Raw genomic sequence first — 15,683 nt, forward strand, 5'->3', positions numbered from 1 at the left:
AGAAGTTTAGAAGGCAGTTGCTCCGCCTTTAAGGTATTGCAGCGCAATGTCGAGACCCTGTGCGTCCTTCATTTACGCGCGTTCTTAAATTTACAGTTGTCATCGTGGCGGCTGGCGGATTCGAAAGAAGGATACAGCGTACATGTCTTCCGTTGACAGCTTCAAGTCCAAGGCCGAACTGAAGGTCGGCAAGAAAACCTACACCTACTACGATCTCAAAGCCGCCGAAGCCAATGGCCTCGAAGGCGTCTCGCAACTTCCGGCCTCGCTGAAGGTGCTGCTGGAAAACCTGCTGCGCAATGAAGACGGCGACACCGTCAAGGCCGATGACATCCGCGCCATGGCCGCCTGGGTCAAGAACAAGGGCGCCGTCGAGCACGAAATCTCTTTCCGTCCGGCCCGCGTGCTGATGCAGGATTTCACCGGCGTGCCGGCCGTGGTCGATCTGGCCGCCATGCGCGACGCCATGGTCAAGCTTGGCGCCGATCCGGCGAAGATCAATCCGCTAAACCCGGTCGATCTGGTCATCGACCACTCGGTCATGGTCGATTATTTCGGCCAGCAGACCTCCTTCACGCAGAACGTCGATCGTGAATATGAGCGCAATATCGAGCGCTACAACTTCCTGCGCTGGGGGTCCTCGGCCTTCAACAACTTCCGCGTCGTGCCTCCCGGCACCGGCATTTGCCACCAGGTCAACCTCGAATACCTGGCCCAGACCGTCTGGACGGCCGTGGCTGATGGCGGCGAAGTCGCTTATCCGGATACCGTGGTTGGCACCGACTCGCACACCACCATGGTCAACGGCCTGTCGGTCCTCGGTTGGGGCGTCGGCGGTATTGAAGCCGAAGCCGCCATGCTCGGCCAGCCGATCCCCATGCTGATCCCCGAAGTCATCGGCTTCAAAATGACCGGCAAGCTGCCCGAAGGCGCCACCGCTACCGACCTGGTGCTGACCGTCACGCAGATGCTGCGCAAGAAGGGCGTCGTCGGCAAGTTCGTCGAATATTACGGCGACGGCCTCGTCAACCTGACCCTCGAAGATCAGGCGACCATTGCCAACATGGCCCCGGAATACGGCGCCACCTGCGGCTTCTTCCCGATCTCGCAGCCGACCATCAATTACCTCACCGAAACCGGCCGCACCAAGGAACGCGTCGCGCTCGTCGAAGCCTACGCCAAGGCGCAAGGCCTGTGGCTCGACCCGTCGGTCGAACCGGTCTTCACCGACACGCTCGAACTGGCCCTCGATTCCGTCCTGCCGTCGCTGGCCGGTCCGAAGCGTCCGCAAGACCGCGTCCTGCTGTCGGACGCCGCTACCGCCTTCACCTCCGCCCTGCAAGGTGAATTCGGCAAGGCCGGTGACGAAGCCAGGCGCGTCCAGGTCGAAGGCTCCGACTTCACCGTTGGCCACGGCGATGTGGTGATCGCCGCCATTACCTCCTGCACCAATACCTCGAACCCCTCGGTCCTGATCGCCGCCGGTCTCGTGGCCCGCAAGGCGCGCGCCTTGGGCCTCAAAGTGAAGCCGTGGGTGAAAACCTCGCTGGCGCCCGGATCGCAGGTTGTCACCGATTACCTCAACTCGGCCGGTCTTTCCGAAGACCTCGACGCCATGGGCTTCAACCTCGTCGGTTACGGCTGCACCACCTGTATCGGCAATTCCGGCCCGCTGCCGGAAGCCATCTCGGCCGCCGTCAATGCCGGCGATCTGGTCGCCGCCTCGGTGCTTTCCGGCAACCGTAACTTTGAAGGCCGCGTCAACCCCGACGTCCGCGCCAACTACCTGGCCTCGCCGCCGCTGGTTGTCGCCTACGCCCTGGCTGGCTCGCTGAATGTCGATCTGGTCAATGACCCGCTCGGCACCGGCGCCAATGGCGAGCCTGTGTACCTCAAGGACATCTGGCCGACGACGCAGGAAATCACCGACCTGCAACGCAAGCACGTCACCAACGCCATGTTCTCCAACCGTTACTCCGACGTCTTCAAGGGTGACAAGCACTGGCAGGCCATCCCGGTCGCCGGCGGCCAGACCTACGGCTGGGACGCGGAATCGACCTATGTCGCCAACCCGCCCTATTTCGACGGCATGACCATGACGCCGGACAAGGTGACCGACATCGTGGAAGCCCGCGTGCTCGGCGTCTTCGGCGACTCGATCACCACCGACCACATCTCGCCCGCCGGTTCCTTCAAGGCGGCTTCGCCCGCCGGCAAGTATCTGATCGATCGCGGCGTGCCTGTGTCGGAATTCAACGGTTACGGCGCCCGCCGCGGCAACCATGAAGTCATGATGCGCGGCACCTTCGCCAACATCCGCATCCGTAACAAGATGACCCCGGAAATCGAAGGCGGCGTCACCAAGCACTTCCCGTCCGGCGATGTCATGCCGATCTATGACGCCGCCATGCGTTACCAGTCGGAAGGCCGCAACCTGGTCGTCTTCGCCGGCAAGGAATACGGTACCGGCTCGTCGCGTGACTGGGCCGCCAAGGGCACCAAGCTGCTTGGCGTCCGCGCCGTCATCGCCGAATCCTTCGAGCGTATCCACCGCTCGAACCTGGTCGGCATGGGCGTCCTGCCCTTGCAGTTCAAGGTCGACGGCTGGGCCAAGCTCGGCCTGACCGGCGAGGAAATCGTCACCATCCGTGGCCTGGAAAATGTCTCGCCGCGCGCCGAGCTGATCGTCGAGTTGTTCCGCGCTTCCGATGGCAAGGTGGCCCGGTTCCCGGTCCGCTGCCGCATCGATACGCCGACCGAGCTGGAATATTATCGCAACGGCGGCGTCATGCCGTACGTCCTGCGTAACCTGGCCCGCGGCACCGTCTCGGCCGAAGCGGCCGATTAAGTTCTGCGACAATTGATAAAAGAAAGGCCCTCTGGTTTTCGGACCAGAGGGCCTTTCTTTTGCAGGGTCGTTACGACCCTGCACCCGTAACTCGGTAGTGCTCGCTGGACCACCTGAGCAATCCCGGCTAACACTCCATCAAGTGGAGGAAGGTGTGATGGCATTCTTAATTATGACACGAGCAGGTCTGGATACGATAACGGAACAATTCGATAAGTTTCCGCCTAATCTCTGGGTCAATCAAGGCGTCCTTACTGAGGTCGAACTCCAGACATACCGAGGCAAGGGTATCAGCATCACCAATTTCACATACGACATTCCGCTGAATGACCGTGCAGCCATCAGTGACGCGATGGAAACGATCTCTGAGCATCACCCTGATGAAGTCGTTTATGTCGAGTGGACCAGTTGTTGATATGAAAAATCGCGCTTCGATCATCGCCATTGCCGGCCTCGTGGCCGCCCTGTTCGCCATTATCCTGAACCTCGCTCCGGCGGCGGATGCTAATGCCGGTCGCACCCTGGCGATCGGGGGCCTCATCGCGGCGCTGATGGCGCTTGGCTGCGGTATCGTTACTTTGCGCAAGGGCGGTGGCTGGCGGTTTCTCGCCATCGCCATGATCGGCCCGTCGGTATTCGTGCTGGCCGACGCCGGAATGCGTATAGCGCTATATTTGCGCCAGGGTGTATAAGCCGCTTGCTGCTATAATCTGGCGGCGTGCCGACTAATCAGGCCTCACCACACCGAGGAGCCGTTATGACCCAGCCTGCCACACCCATCAAATTCTACACCTTTCCGGTTTCCGGCAATACGCACCGCGTCGAATTGCTGCTGCGGGCGCTTGATCTGCCTTTCGAGCGCATCGATATCGACCTGCGCGGCAAGCAGCAGAAGAGCGAAGCCTTCCTGGCCATGAACCCTTTCGGTCAGGTGCCGGTGATCGATGACAACGGCACGATCATCTGGGATTCGGTCGCCATCCTGACCTATCTGGCCCTGACCTATGATACGGAACGCAAATACCTGCCGACGGAACCGAAGCGCTTCGCCGAGGTCATGGCCTGGGTGAGCAAGGCCTCCGGACCGATCGCTTTCGGACTGGCGGCGGCCCGGCGCATCCATATCTTCAATACGCCGGCTGATCCGGCGCCGGCGCACCAGATCGCCCACGATTTCCTGCATGTGATGGATGAACACCTGGCCACCCGCGCCTGGCTGGTGGATGACACCCTGACCCTGGCCGATCTCGCCTGTTACGCCTATGTCGCCCATGCGCCGGAAGGCGGGGTCGATCTCAAGCCGTTTGAAAATGTCACCGGCTGGCTGGCGCGGCTGGAAGCGCAGCCCTTCTTCGTCGCCATGCCGAAATCGAAGGTCGGTCTCTGGGCGGAGTAGTCAGGCCATAATCATAAATTCCAAATTCCTTGGAATTTGGCAAGGCCGACTGGCCGCCGCGCACGTTTGCGCGTAAGCCCCTCGGCTTGAGAGAACAAAAAATCAAAAAAAACGCCGCTACGCAGGGGAACGTAGCAGCGCCAGAATAATCTCGGGGAAGAAAAAACTAACTGCCGGCCAAGGAACTACCGAGTTCCGGGGGCTGGGGGGGCTGTTCAGGGTGGAACCCTAGCAATCGCCTCGGCCGACATCTACATATTTGCGTCGGAACCGGGCCGTCAAAGGGCCAAAATAAGGTCATATCGCGTCCTTTTAATAACGATCCCATAAAGACGAGGATATAAATTTACTTGCGCGATTCAGCCACATCAGGCGTAATCAGGTCACATTTTACTGCGGATTCTTGTGCGCATGAGTATTCAGGATTTTAGCGGCGCCTTTGGCCCACAGCCTGATTTGAAAGGCCCGGTGTTCTTCGAACGCCGGGAACTGGAGCTGATCCTGCGGCTCTATGGCCGGCAGGTGGCGGCGGGCGAATGGCGCGATTACGCCATTGATCAACTGGCTGAAGCCGTGGCTTTCAACATTTTCCGCCGCTCCGGTGAAGCGCCATTCTACCGAATTGAAAAACGGCCTTCGCTGGCGCGCAAGCAGGGCGCCTTCGCCGCGTTCAATCAGGCGGGGCTGATCCTCAAGCGCGGCCGTGAACTGGGACCGGTTCTGGCCGTGCTCGACAAGCGCAAGTTCGACGTGCTGTAACAAAAAGGCCCTCCGGAATGATCCGGAGGGCTTTTCAATTTCAGGCTTTAGTCGATTTTAGCGACGGCCGCCGAACAGGTTCAGCAGGCTCAAGAACAGGTTGATGAAGCTGACATACAGGCCGATGGCGCCGATATAGGTCAGCGCGGCGCGGTGATTGGCCGATACCTGGCCCGCCGAATAATACAGGTTCTTCAAGGATTGGGTCTGGTAGGCGATCAGGGCCGAGAACAGCAGGACGCCGATGCCCGACATGACCATGCTCATCAGGCCGCTCTTGAACAGGAAGGCGTTGGCGACGCCAGCGATGATCAGGCCCAGCACGGCGACCGAGAAGAAGCCGCCCCAGCCGGTCATGTTGACCTTTGTGGTGTAGCCGACGAGGCTGACCACGCCGAAGGTAGCGGCCGTAATGAAGAAGATGTTGGCGATCGAGATGCCGGTGTACAGCAGGAAGATCGACGACAGCGACACGCCCATGACGGCGACGAACACCCAATAGAAGGCGCCCGAAACCTTGGCGTCCAGGCCATTCATGAAGCGGCCGGAGATAAAGCTCAGGGCCAGCGGTGCGAAGGCGAATATCCAGCCGAGGATGGTATAGCCGGCAATGCGGCCTTCCGGCGTAATCTGATACAGCAGGCCTGCCAGCGCCGGTGTATTCGCCACGGCCCAGGCCATGGCGCCCGTCACCACGAGGCCAAGCGCCATCTTTTGGTAAATGCCCATCAGGAAGTTCTTCAGGCCCATATCCTTGGCCTGTTCCTCCGCCGTAGGCATAGCAATATAGCGAGTGTCCATGTCGTTCATAGGTTTAAAACCCCTGTTAAATGTCTCGATGCCTCTGACCTGTCTTGTCAAGGTGATCTCCTGATAATATGGGACTGTGGCGCTTTCCTGACAAGAGGCTTTCTCTTACCCGCAGGGACTTTGATTATCTAAGTAAATTTGGGCGAAATCCGCATGAAATATTCTCCGCTTGGGCGCACTGGCCTTGAAGTGTCTCGTGTCTGCCTCGGCACCATGATGTATGGCAGTCAGGTAGGGCAGGCCGATGCCTGGGCGCAGATGGATTATGCGCTGACGCGCGGCGTCAATTTCATCGATACGGCCGAGGCCTACGCCATTCCACCGCAGCCGGAAACGCAAGGGGCGACCGAGCGGATCATCGGCGAATGGCTGACCACACGGGGCAATCGCCAGGATATTATCCTCGCCACCAAGATCGCCGGACGGGCCGATGCCATGACCTGGATACGCGGCGGCCCGCGTCACACCCGCGATCATATCGACGCCGCCGTGGAAAGCTCGCTGAAACGCCTGCAAACCGACTATATCGACCTCTACCAACTCCACTGGCCCGACCGCCGCTATGCCGGCTTCGGTTTCCATCACTATACGGATTATGATGCCGATCATGAGAGCTTCCTGAATATCCTGGAAGCGCTCGATCGCCACGTAAAGGCCGGTCGTATCCGCCATATCGGGGTGTCGAACGAAAGCCCGTACGGTGTGATGAAGTTCATCGCTGAATCGGAAAAGCACGGCCTGCCGCGCATCGCCTCGATCCAGAACGCCTATTCACTCGTCTCACGCAGCTTCGATTACGGCCTGGCGGAAGTGGCCCTGCGCGAAGATGTCGGCCTGCTGGCCTATTCGTCGCTGGCGCAGGGTTATCTTACGGGTAAATACCGTAACGGCGCCTTGCCGGCAGGCGCGCGCAAGACGCTCTATCAGCGCCTGGGCCGCTATGAAGGCCCCGGCGGTGAGGCGATGATCGACAAATATGTCGATCTGGCCGCCGAACTGGGTCTGAGCGCGGTACAACTGGCGCTGAAATTCGTCGATCAGCGGCCGTTCGTCACCTCGACCATTATCGGCGCCAGCACGATGGAACAACTGGTCAGCGATATCGACGCCTTTGATACCGAATGGACGCCGGAAATCGACAAGGCCATGCTCAAGCTGCACCTCAGCCATCCCAATCCCTGCCCTTAGGAGATCGTCATGTTCCGTTCGATCCTGTTCATTCCCTGCGCTAACCCGAAGGCTATGGCCAAGGCAGCGACGCTTGTCTGCGACGCGCTGATCTTCGATCTGGAAGATGCCGTCGGTGATGCCGAACGCGATGGCGCATTGATGCGGCTGGCGGAAACGCTCAGCGGCGGGTTCGTGGCGAAGACGGTGCTGGTACGTATCCATCCGCAATATCTGGGTGGCATTCAGAAGGCATTGGCGGGCTTGCGCATCGACGGGCTGGTGGTGCCCAAAGTGAACACCGTGGCCGATATCACCGGCGTGGCGCACGTTTGGCCGGGCGTGGCGCTGTGGGCAATGATCGAGACGGCGCAAGGGCTGGTCAATCTGGCGGAAATCGCGGCTTCCGGCGTGAAGGGTCTTATCGCCGGCCCGAACGACCTGCGCAAGGATTTGCGCACCCGGCCGATGGAAGGCCGCGCTGATATCCTCTTCGCCCTGTCGCAGATTGTGTTGTACGCGCGGTCCAATGGACTGGCCGTGCTCGATGGCGTGTATAATCAGTACACGGATGAACCGGGTTTCGCGGTGGAATGCGAACAGGGCCGCAGCCTCGGTTTCGATGGCAAGACCCTGATCCACCCGGCACAGATTGCGGCGTGCGAAGCGGCTTTCTCGCCTTCGGAAGCGGAAATAGAGTGGGCGCAGGCCGTGGTTGCCGCCTTTGAAGACAGCCACTCCGGCGTCATATCGGTCAATGGCGGAATGGTTGAACGCCTGCATCTGGACCAGGCGAAGGCTATTCTGGGGAAGTAAGAGATTATACGCCGGATTTCAGCAGGTGATAGGTAATCGCGTCGAACAGCGCATTATATGACGCGTCGATCACATTGTGGCTGACACCCAGCGTGTTCCAGGTGCGGCCCTGGTCATCACGGCTTTCGATCATGACACGGGTCAACGCCGCGGTGGCGTCCGAAGGCGTCAGGATGCGCACCTTGTAGTCGTTGAGGTGCATGGCCTCGAGCTGCGGATAGTGCGGCGTCAGGGCCTTGCGCAGGGCGGCGTCGAGCGCATTAACCGGGCCATTGCCCTCGGCCACGCTCATCACCTGCTCGCCCTTGACGATGAGCTTTACCGTCGCCTCGGAGACATCGAACGCATGGCCCTTTTCGTCGAGGCGATATTCATTCAGGGCGCGGTAGCTTTGCAGTTCGTAATAGCGCGGCAACTGGCCCAGGCGTTCGCGCGCCATCAGCTCGAAACTGGCGCTGGCGTCCTCATAGGCATAGCCGAGCGCTTCGCGTTCCTTTACCGCCGTGACAAGCGCGCCGATATGATCGTCATCGTCAGCGACCTCGATCCCCATCTGGTGCAGGCGGTTGACGATATTGGCGCGGCCGGCCTTGTCCGACACCAGGATCAGGCGCGAATTGCCGACCAGGGCCGGATCGATATGCTCATAGGATCGGCTGTCCTTGTTCATGGCGCTGACGTGCAGCCCGCCCTTGTGCGCAAAGGCGCTGGCGCCGACATAGGCCGCGTGGCGGTTGGGGGCACGGTTCAGCCGGTCATCGACCAGCCGCGACAGTTCGCCGATGTGCGTCAGTTGTTCGGCGGAAAGGCCGGTATCGTAACCCATCTTGAGCATCAGGGTCGGGATGATGGCGATCAGATTGGCGTTGCCGCAGCGCTCGCCGATGCCGTTGATGCAGCCCTGGATCTGGCGCACGCCGGCCTCGACCGCCGCCAGCGAATTGGCTACGGCCTGTTCGGTATCGTCATGGCAATGGATGCCGAGATTGGCCTCCGGCAGGGCGTCCTTCACGGCGCTGACGATGCGCCTGATCTCCGACGGCATCGAGCCGCCATTGGTGTCGCACAGCACCAGCCAGTTGGCGCCGCCTTCATGGGCCGCCTTCAGCGCTTCGATGGCATAGGCGGGATTGGCCTTGTAGCCATCGAAGAAGTGCTCGGCGTCGAACACGGCTTCACGGCCATTGGCGCGGATATGCGCCAGCGAGTCGCTGATCATGCGCAGGTTTTCGGAGGTGGACACTTTCAGCGCCGTCTCGACCTGCCAGTCCCAGGTCTTACCCACCAGACAGACCGTCGGCGTATTGACCGCCAGCAGGTCCTGCAAGCCGGGGTCGTTGGAAGCCGAACGGCCAGCGCGGCGCGTCATGCCAAAGGCCGACACCTTGGCGGTTTTCGTTTTCGGCAGGGCGGCGAAAAAGGCGTCATCGGTCGGGTTGGCGCCGGGCCAGCCGCCTTCGATATAGTCAATGCCAAACGCATCAAGCGCGGCAGCAATCGCCTGCTTGTCCGCAACAGAAAAGTCTATTCCTTGCGCCTGCGCACCGTCGCGCAGCGTGGAGTCATAAAGATAGATACGTTCGGCCATGCCCCATCTACAGAATGGGGATAAGTGCGGTCAAATGATTTCAGCTAACTAACCGGCGCGGTTGAGATAATCTTCCGATCGCATTTCTTCCAGCCGGGACACCGTGCGCTCGAATTCGAATGCGCCGTCGCCTGCCGGATAGAGCCGGGAAGGCTCCGCATCGGCCAGAATCACCGTCTTGGTGCCGGCCTCATAGAGCGCGTCGATCAGGGTGACGAAACGTTTGGCCTCGTTGCGGTTGGAAGGTGACAGGATCGGCACGCCTTCGATGAAGACCGTAGTGAAACGCTCGGCAATCGCCAGATAATCGGACGGCCCGTTATTGGCGGCGCACAGCTCGCCGAAGGTGGCGCGCAGCATCGGCCCGGCGGCGCGGGCGAAATGCAGCTTGCGCTCATTGACCGTGAGCACCGTGTCCATCTCGGTCATCAGATGCTTCATGTCGGCCCACAAGGTATTGAAAGCGGCAATGGCGTGCGGTTCGGTGGACGGCGAAAACCAGGTCCTGGCGCCGCGCAGGCGGTCCATGCGGAAATCCTTCGGCCCCGACACCTCGACCAGCGTTGTGCGGTCCTTGATCATCTGGATAAAGGGCAGAATATGCTCGCGGTTGAGGCCGTCCTTGTAGAGATCGTCGGGCGGACGATTGGAGGTGGCGACGAGGATGACCTTGCGGGCGAACAGCGCCTCGAACAGACGCCCCAGGATCATGGCGTCGGCGATATCGGTGACCTGCAACTCATCAAAGCACAAAAGCTGTGACTGGCTGGCGATCAGACGGGCCACCGGCGCGATCGGATCGTCGCCCTTGTGGGTGCTGAAATTGATCTTGCGTGTTTTTGCGTCGCTCTCGCGCCACAGACGGATATAGTGATGCACCTCGGCCATGAAGGCGTGGAAGTGGACGCGGCGCTTCGGGATCTTGTGAATATTGTTGTAGAAGAGGTCCATCATCATGGACTTGCCGCGGCCTGGCGGTCCCCAGAGGTACAAGCCGCAAACGCGTGGCTGGATACCGAGAATACGCCGCCACAAGGCGCGGCTCTGGCGGATGCGGCGCTCAAGCACGACCAATGCCTCGATGGCCGCCCTCTGGGCGGCATCGGGAATGATCTCGCCTGATTTCAGCAGGCGTTTGTATTCACTTCGGATATTGGCCATTCGACTTGTTCACGCGACGGCCTGCGCGGCCACCCACCAGTTATTGCGGTCGGTTATAAACGATACGGCTCAATATGGCGTTAAAAAAATGCTGCATGTGCGTGAAGGAATTTGCTGGAAAATGTGTCGGTGACGCCTATGGTCTGTCTTCATAAGGGTCGTACGACACGGGGAGATATGAGATGGCTTATTGGAATGCTTTCCACAATGCCTATGGTGTCGTGTGGATACTTGGCGGGATATTTATATTTGTCTATGTGATGACGAACAAAAAATGGAAGTCGAAGCCTTTCTGGCATCGTTTATGGACTGCTTTTGGGGATGCCGATCGCTGGGATCCGATTTTCAACCGTAAATCTACATACGAATTGGAAGAAGATGCAAAAAAAATCCGCCTAGAAAAGCGTGACAAGCGCAAGCCTGGTCAATTGACCGATTTTGATGAATAGCTTTGAAGCTTAATAGAAATCTGCTTCGCCACCTGAATGCCATGCGCGGCCGAGGTCGTTACGCATGGGTGCCAGTAATCCGTCGCCTCGCCGCAGGCATAAACGCCCGGCAGGCTGGTTTCGCCGAAGCGATCAACACGCACATAGCCGTTGTCGAGTTCAAGCGTTAGTCCCGTCGGCGCCATAGCCTCAAAGCCGAACATGATCCCGAAGGCATCAAACGGTTCGCCATTCACCGTCATGGCGTTCTGATCGGCGGCATAGTCACCAACCACCACCCCTACCTCCGGGATCAGCGCCTGCAACAGTGTCTGCGCGCGCGGCATATTGCGGGAAAAGATCGTCACCTTAGCCCCGCGATCGCGGGCAAAGCGCGCCTGATCAAAGGCATTATCGCCGCCGCCGAAAATGGCCACGCGCTTGCCTTTGACCTCCAGCGCCTCCATTCCCACGCCAGGGCCGATGATAATCCGGTCCGAAGCCGTAAAGCCACCGGTGCGCGGTTGTGAGCCCGTGGCGATCACCAGATACGGCGCGGTAAAGACGCTCATGGCGGTCGTCACCTGGCGGCCATCAACGGAAATCACCGGGCACTTCAGCCTCACATCAACACCTACCGCCGCTGCATGATCCGCCAGCGAAGCCGCCACCTGCTGGCCGGTTTTGCCCTGCACGCCCGGTATCCATAAATTCTCATAGGGGCTGCGCGTTTGCAGGCCGCCAAGCTGCGCCGAAGCCTCCAGCAGCACGCAGTCTACGCCCAGCTTTTTCAGCCAGATGGCGCAACTGATCCCGGCCGGACCACCGCCGATAATGAGAACCTGTGTTTCGGAAATCTTCATAACTGACTAACACGTATTGTATATAATTGTTACAGGTTGCGATTCGCCACAAATCGCACGCCTGGGGCAAAAGGGGAAGACTATGAAACTGTTGTGCGTCGAAGACAACGCCACCCAACGCAAGATGATCGATCTTATGCTGGCGGCGACGGGGATAGATGTCGATTTCGCCACTGACGGCCGCGAAGCCGTTGAGGCCTGGCAGGTCAATGACTATGACGCCGTGCTGATGGATATGGAAATGCCGGTGCTGTCGGGGCTGAAGGCCGTCCGTGAAATCCGCCAGATGGAAGGCGGCTTCCACCTTGGCCATACGCCCATCCTGTTCCTCAGCGGCAATCAGAGCGCTGATCAGATCGACCAGGGCTATGAGGCCGGCGGCGACGGCCACCTGAGCAAGCCCTTTACCTCGACGGCCCTGATCGGTGCGCTCGATAGCGTTTTGCGCGCCGCCAATCGCACCGGGCCGGCGGATATCAGGCTGGTGCTTTAGTTTCCGGGTAAAATTGGTTGTTGTGGACAATTAGGCCTTGTCATAAGGGCTAAAAAGGATCATTTGCGCTGCTCTGCATTATAAACAAGGAGCAGCATTATGGGTTATCGGGTCGCCGTAGTCGGCGCCACCGGCGCTGTGGGTCGTGAAATGATGACGATCCTCGAAGAAGTGAACTTCCCCATCTCGGACATCTACGCGGTCGCATCGCGTCGTTCGGTGGGTGCAGAGGTGTCCTTCGGCACAAAAAACCTTAAATGCCTCGACCTCGAAACATTCGACTTCACAAAGGTCGATATCGTGCTGATGAGCGCCGGCGGCGAGGTGTCGAAAGCCTGGTCGGAAAAGATCGGCAAGCTCGGCCCCATCGTCATCGACAATTCCTCGGCCTGGCGCATGGACCCCGACGTGCCGCTGATCATTCCGGAGGTCAATCCGGATGCCGTCTGGCACGCCAAGAAGAAGAACATCATCGCCAACCCCAACTGCTCGACCATCCAGATGCTGGTCGTGCTGAAGCCGCTGCACGACGCCGCGCAGATCAAGCGTATTGTCGTCTCGACCTACCAGTCGGTCGCCGGCGCCGGCAAGGCGGGCATGGATGAGTTGTGGGACCAGACCAAGGCCATCTACGGCATGGGCGACAAGACCCCGAAGACGTTCAGCAAGCAGATCGCCTTCAACGTCATTCCGCACATCGATGTCTTCATGGAAGACGGCTCGACGAAAGAAGAGTGGAAGATGGTCGTGGAAACGCACAAGATCATGGACCCGACCATTGAGGTCAGCGCTACCTGCGTGCGCGTGCCGGTGTTTGTCGGTCACTCGGAATCGATCAATGTCGAGTTTGAGTCGCCGCTCGATGAACGCGAAGCCCGCGAAATCCTGCGTGACGCGCCGGGCGTGGCGGTGGTCGATAAACGCGAACCGGGTGGCTATATCACCCCGATCGAGGTCGTCGGTGAGTTCGATACCTATGTATCGCGTATCCGCAACGATCCGACGGTGCCCTACGGCCTGAACCTGTGGTGTGCCTCGGACAACCTGCGCAAGGGCGCGGCGCTCAACGCCGTGCAGATCGCACAACTCCTCGACGAACGCGGTGTCATTGTGGCCCGAGCCGACGCTTAAATCTCACAAATTGTGATGTTAGAAGCCGGTGGAGCCTGATGGTTCCGCCGGCTTTTTTCTTTTTTGGATTACGACCATGCCTTCCCTGACCTCCCGGCTCAGTTCACCGATCAGCCTGGCCATACTGTGTTACCTGATCTGGGGCTTCGTGCCGCTGTTCTACATCCCCATCCACAATTTTGGCGGCGGCGCGGTCGAGATCATCGCCCACCGCTCGATCTGGGCGGTCGTCTGGGCCAGCGGACTCGTCTTCCTCACTAGGCAATGGCCGGATGTTTTCGCGGCGTTTGCCTCCGCGCACCTGCGCTGGATGCTGCTGCTGACCTCGATCCTCGTCGCCACCAACTGGGGCGTCTATGTCTGGGCCGTCACCAACGGCCATACCATCGAGTCCTCGCTCGGCTATTATCTCAATCCGCTGCTCAACATGGCGGCCGGAGCGGTTCTCTTCAAGGAACGGCTGGATAACTGGGGCAAGGGCGCCATCGCGCTGGCGGCTATCGGCGTGGTGATCCAGGCGCTCGCCATCGGTCATGTGCCGTGGATCGCGCTGATCCTGGCCGTGACGTTTGGCAGTTATGGCATCCTGCGCAAGCAACTGGCGGTCAATGCCCTGGCCGGACTGTTTGTTGAGTGCGTCTATATGTTCCTGCCGGCGCTGATCTATCTTGTCTGGCTGGAAGGGGCCGGGCAGGGCCACTTTTTCAAGCCGTCACAGGCCTTCTGGTTCGTGCTGACCGGTCCGGTGACAGTGTTGCCGCTGGTGCTGTTTTCCTATGTCGCGCGCCGGCTGCCGCTTTCGACGATGGGCTTTATCCAGTTTATCGGCCCCACGAGTACGCTGGTGATCGGCCTGTTCCAGGGCGAGGTCTTCACGGTGCTGCGTGGGGTATCGTTCGCCTTTATCTGGGCCGGCGCGATGGTGTTTGCGTTTGGGGCGTGGCGTCGGTTGAAGGCGATCAAGCCAATCGAAGTTTAAGGCAAAGGGGGCAAGCCCCCTTTGATCCCATAACTAAAGGCAGGAATACAGCGCATTGATCAGCCCGACCGGGCGCGGATCGCCGATCAGATAGGCCGATTGCTTGTTCATCACATAACCGACGCTCAGGCGCTTATCCGCATCGGCCATGACGCACGAACCGCCCCAGCCGCTATGGCCGAGCGCGCGTTCGTTCGGGCCGTAGATCCGGATGCCCGTATTGCGCAACAGGCCCGCCGCCCATGACAGCTTGAACGGCAGGACGCGATCCTGGCCGTAAACGCGTTCGCGGGTCAGTTGCGCCAGCGTATCGGACGACAGAATACGTTGGCCTTTCAGCATACCGCTATTGGCGACGATCCCCATGAACTGCGCCAGAGATAAAGCTGTCGAATGGGCATTGGCCGAGGGAATCTCTATGCGTCGCCAATCCGCAGACCCCTTGCCGGCGGGAGATGAGCCGCGATCAAGGAAGGCTGCCTGCTTGATTGAATCAAGCACGCCCAAATCAGGCGCCGAACTTGGCTTCTGCATGACGGCGATGCGCGGGGCATATTCGTCCGGTGTGCCGATCATCAGGTCGAGGCCGAACTTCGCGGCGATATCCTCGCGCAGGGCCGTGCCCAGGCTGCGTCCATCGACGCGGCGGAAGACCTCACCCAGCAGATAGCCGCCCGCGATGGGATGATAACCGGAACCCTGGCCCGGCGTCCACAAAGGCGCCTGTTCGCACAGGGCTTTCAGGGTGGCTGGCACGTCAAACCAGATGGTCGGGTCTTGCGGCGGCGAAAAGCCCGGCAGCCCGCCCTGGTGCGAGATCAGTTGCCCGACCGTGATGCGCGACTTGCCGTTCTGGCCGAATTCCGGCCAGTAGTGCGAGACGGCGGTTTCGTAGTCGAGCTTGCCCTTTTCGACCAGCCGGGCGATCATCACCGCCATCACCGCCTTGCCGGTCGAAAATATGGGCGTAAGCGTCGTGTCACTGAAAGGGATGGCGCCTTCGCGGTCGGCATTTCCGCCCCAGATATCCAGCACCGTCTCGCCATCGATCACCGCCGAAAAGCGTGCGCCGCGTTCTTTGCCTTCGGCGAGATTGGCGGCGAAGGCGTCCTTTACGGCGGCGAATCTGGGCGGGCAAATACCGGAAATATCGGTCATGAAGAGGCACCTATGGCTGTTTCCTTCGTGTGTATCGCTACACCCGTGATGTGACAAGACAAACGCGATACAACTTGCTACACATT

At 59.8% G+C, this 15,683-nt stretch carries 16 protein-coding genes; 11 read left to right on the forward strand and 5 right to left on the reverse strand.

Features of this window, described 5'->3' with window-relative positions; genetic code table 11:
- Window positions 1-142 precede the first annotated feature (142 nt).
- The 5 genes from acnA (at window position 143) to VL130_RS05875 (ending at window position 5,003) form a co-directional block, all read left to right on the forward strand.
- Complete coding sequence (gene acnA, locus VL130_RS05855; RefSeq protein WP_325361802.1) at window positions 143-2,848, forward strand: aconitate hydratase AcnA; 2,706 nt, start codon at window positions 143-145, stop codon at window positions 2,846-2,848.
- Between the two features lie 157 nt (window positions 2,849-3,005).
- The gene (locus VL130_RS05860; protein ID WP_325361803.1) at window positions 3,006-3,263 is read left to right on the forward strand and encodes a hypothetical protein; all 258 of its coding nucleotides are present in this window, start codon (window positions 3,006-3,008) and stop codon (window positions 3,261-3,263) included.
- 1 nt (window position 3,264) lies between these two features.
- The gene (locus VL130_RS05865; protein WP_325361804.1) at window positions 3,265-3,540 is read left to right on the forward strand and encodes a hypothetical protein; all 276 of its coding nucleotides are present in this window, start codon (window positions 3,265-3,267) and stop codon (window positions 3,538-3,540) included.
- Window positions 3,541-3,605: 65 nt separating this feature from the next.
- A complete protein-coding gene (locus VL130_RS05870; protein ID WP_325361805.1) occupies window positions 3,606-4,244 on the forward strand; it encodes a glutathione S-transferase in 639 nt (212 codons plus the stop codon).
- A 411-nt stretch (window positions 4,245-4,655) separates the two neighbouring features.
- Window positions 4,656-5,003: a DUF2794 domain-containing protein gene (locus VL130_RS05875; protein ID WP_325361806.1), complete on the forward strand. Its 348-nt coding sequence runs from the start codon at window positions 4,656-4,658 to the stop codon at window positions 5,001-5,003.
- Window positions 5,004-5,060: 57 nt separating this feature from the next.
- Here VL130_RS05875 and VL130_RS05880 read toward each other — a convergent pair whose 3' ends face one another.
- Entirely contained in the window at window positions 5,061-5,813 is a 753-nt protein-coding gene (locus tag VL130_RS05880) for a Bax inhibitor-1/YccA family protein (protein ID WP_325361807.1), read from the reverse strand.
- A gap of 153 nt (window positions 5,814-5,966) precedes the next feature.
- Here VL130_RS05880 and VL130_RS05885 point away from each other — a divergent pair, with 153 nt between their 5' ends.
- Together VL130_RS05885 and VL130_RS05890 are read left to right on the forward strand one after the other, a co-directional pair.
- A complete protein-coding gene (locus tag VL130_RS05885) occupies window positions 5,967-7,001 on the forward strand; it encodes an aldo/keto reductase (RefSeq protein ID WP_325361808.1) in 1,035 nt (344 codons plus the stop codon).
- 9 nt (window positions 7,002-7,010) lie between these two features.
- Complete coding sequence (locus tag VL130_RS05890; RefSeq protein WP_325361809.1) at window positions 7,011-7,796, forward strand: CoA ester lyase; 786 nt, start codon at window positions 7,011-7,013, stop codon at window positions 7,794-7,796.
- Window positions 7,797-7,800: 4 nt separating this feature from the next.
- On the opposite strand, the gene cimA is transcribed toward VL130_RS05890, so the two are convergent.
- Window positions 7,801-9,384, reverse strand: coding sequence for a citramalate synthase (gene cimA / locus VL130_RS05895; RefSeq protein ID WP_325361810.1), 1,584 nt, complete (start codon window positions 9,382-9,384; stop codon window positions 7,801-7,803).
- A 48-nt stretch (window positions 9,385-9,432) separates the two neighbouring features.
- Window positions 9,433-10,545 carry a cell division protein ZapE gene (gene zapE / locus VL130_RS05900; RefSeq protein ID WP_325361812.1) on the reverse strand — a complete coding sequence of 371 codons (1,113 nt, stop codon included), beginning with the start codon at window positions 10,543-10,545 and terminating at the stop codon, window positions 9,433-9,435.
- Window positions 10,546-10,727: 182 nt separating this feature from the next.
- Between zapE and VL130_RS05905 the strand changes: the two genes are divergently transcribed.
- Window positions 10,728-10,994 carry a hypothetical protein gene (locus VL130_RS05905; protein ID WP_325361813.1) on the forward strand — a complete coding sequence of 89 codons (267 nt, stop codon included), beginning with the start codon at window positions 10,728-10,730 and terminating at the stop codon, window positions 10,992-10,994.
- Here the strand turns inward: VL130_RS05905 and VL130_RS05910 are convergent.
- Window positions 10,970-11,836: an NAD(P)/FAD-dependent oxidoreductase gene (locus tag VL130_RS05910; RefSeq protein WP_325361814.1), complete on the reverse strand. Its 867-nt coding sequence runs from the start codon at window positions 11,834-11,836 to the stop codon at window positions 10,970-10,972. The genes VL130_RS05905 and VL130_RS05910 overlap by 25 nt on opposite strands.
- A gap of 82 nt (window positions 11,837-11,918) precedes the next feature.
- Between VL130_RS05910 and VL130_RS05915 the strand changes: the two genes are divergently transcribed.
- The 3 genes from VL130_RS05915 to rarD all read left to right on the forward strand — a co-directional run bounded on the left by VL130_RS05915 (window position 11,919) and on the right by rarD (window position 14,439).
- Window positions 11,919-12,329: a response regulator gene (locus VL130_RS05915; RefSeq protein WP_325361815.1), complete on the forward strand. Its 411-nt coding sequence runs from the start codon at window positions 11,919-11,921 to the stop codon at window positions 12,327-12,329.
- Between the two features lie 99 nt (window positions 12,330-12,428).
- Complete coding sequence (locus VL130_RS05920) at window positions 12,429-13,460, forward strand: aspartate-semialdehyde dehydrogenase (RefSeq protein ID WP_325361816.1); 1,032 nt, start codon at window positions 12,429-12,431, stop codon at window positions 13,458-13,460.
- Between the two features lie 76 nt (window positions 13,461-13,536).
- Window positions 13,537-14,439, forward strand: coding sequence for an EamA family transporter RarD (gene rarD, locus VL130_RS05925; RefSeq protein ID WP_325361817.1), 903 nt, complete (start codon window positions 13,537-13,539; stop codon window positions 14,437-14,439).
- A gap of 33 nt (window positions 14,440-14,472) precedes the next feature.
- Here rarD and VL130_RS05930 read toward each other — a convergent pair whose 3' ends face one another.
- Window positions 14,473-15,597: a serine hydrolase domain-containing protein gene (locus VL130_RS05930; protein ID WP_325361818.1), complete on the reverse strand. Its 1,125-nt coding sequence runs from the start codon at window positions 15,595-15,597 to the stop codon at window positions 14,473-14,475.
- Between the last annotated feature and the right edge of the window lie 86 nt (window positions 15,598-15,683).

Source organism: Asticcacaulis sp. (assembly GCF_035497195.1).
Classification (GTDB): domain Bacteria; phylum Pseudomonadota; class Alphaproteobacteria; order Caulobacterales; family Caulobacteraceae; genus Asticcacaulis.

Bases quoted from the DNA above. Each gene is read 5' to 3' on its own strand.
- acnA (WP_325361802.1), top strand. From the start codon at position 143: ATGTCTTCCGTTGACAGCTTCAAGTCCAAGGCCGAACTGAAGGTCGGC.
- VL130_RS05860 (WP_325361803.1), top strand. From the start codon at position 3,006: ATGGCATTCTTAATTATGACACGAGCAGGTCTGGATACGATAACGGAA.
- VL130_RS05865 (WP_325361804.1), top strand. From the start codon at position 3,265: ATGAAAAATCGCGCTTCGATCATCGCCATTGCCGGCCTCGTGGCCGCC.
- VL130_RS05870 (WP_325361805.1), top strand. From the start codon at position 3,606: ATGACCCAGCCTGCCACACCCATCAAATTCTACACCTTTCCGGTTTCC.
- VL130_RS05875 (WP_325361806.1), top strand. From the start codon at position 4,656: ATGAGTATTCAGGATTTTAGCGGCGCCTTTGGCCCACAGCCTGATTTG.
- VL130_RS05880 (WP_325361807.1), bottom strand. From the start codon at position 5,813: ATGAACGACATGGACACTCGCTATATTGCTATGCCTACGGCGGAGGAA.
- VL130_RS05885 (WP_325361808.1), top strand. From the start codon at position 5,967: ATGAAATATTCTCCGCTTGGGCGCACTGGCCTTGAAGTGTCTCGTGTC.
- VL130_RS05890 (WP_325361809.1), top strand. From the start codon at position 7,011: ATGTTCCGTTCGATCCTGTTCATTCCCTGCGCTAACCCGAAGGCTATG.
- cimA (WP_325361810.1), bottom strand. From the start codon at position 9,384: ATGGCCGAACGTATCTATCTTTATGACTCCACGCTGCGCGACGGTGCG.
- zapE (WP_325361812.1), bottom strand. From the start codon at position 10,545: ATGGCCAATATCCGAAGTGAATACAAACGCCTGCTGAAATCAGGCGAG.
- VL130_RS05905 (WP_325361813.1), top strand. From the start codon at position 10,728: ATGGCTTATTGGAATGCTTTCCACAATGCCTATGGTGTCGTGTGGATA.
- VL130_RS05910 (WP_325361814.1), bottom strand. From the start codon at position 11,836: ATGAAGATTTCCGAAACACAGGTTCTCATTATCGGCGGTGGTCCGGCC.
- VL130_RS05915 (WP_325361815.1), top strand. From the start codon at position 11,919: ATGAAACTGTTGTGCGTCGAAGACAACGCCACCCAACGCAAGATGATC.
- VL130_RS05920 (WP_325361816.1), top strand. From the start codon at position 12,429: ATGGGTTATCGGGTCGCCGTAGTCGGCGCCACCGGCGCTGTGGGTCGT.
- rarD (WP_325361817.1), top strand. From the start codon at position 13,537: ATGCCTTCCCTGACCTCCCGGCTCAGTTCACCGATCAGCCTGGCCATA.
- VL130_RS05930 (WP_325361818.1), bottom strand. From the start codon at position 15,597: ATGACCGATATTTCCGGTATTTGCCCGCCCAGATTCGCCGCCGTAAAG.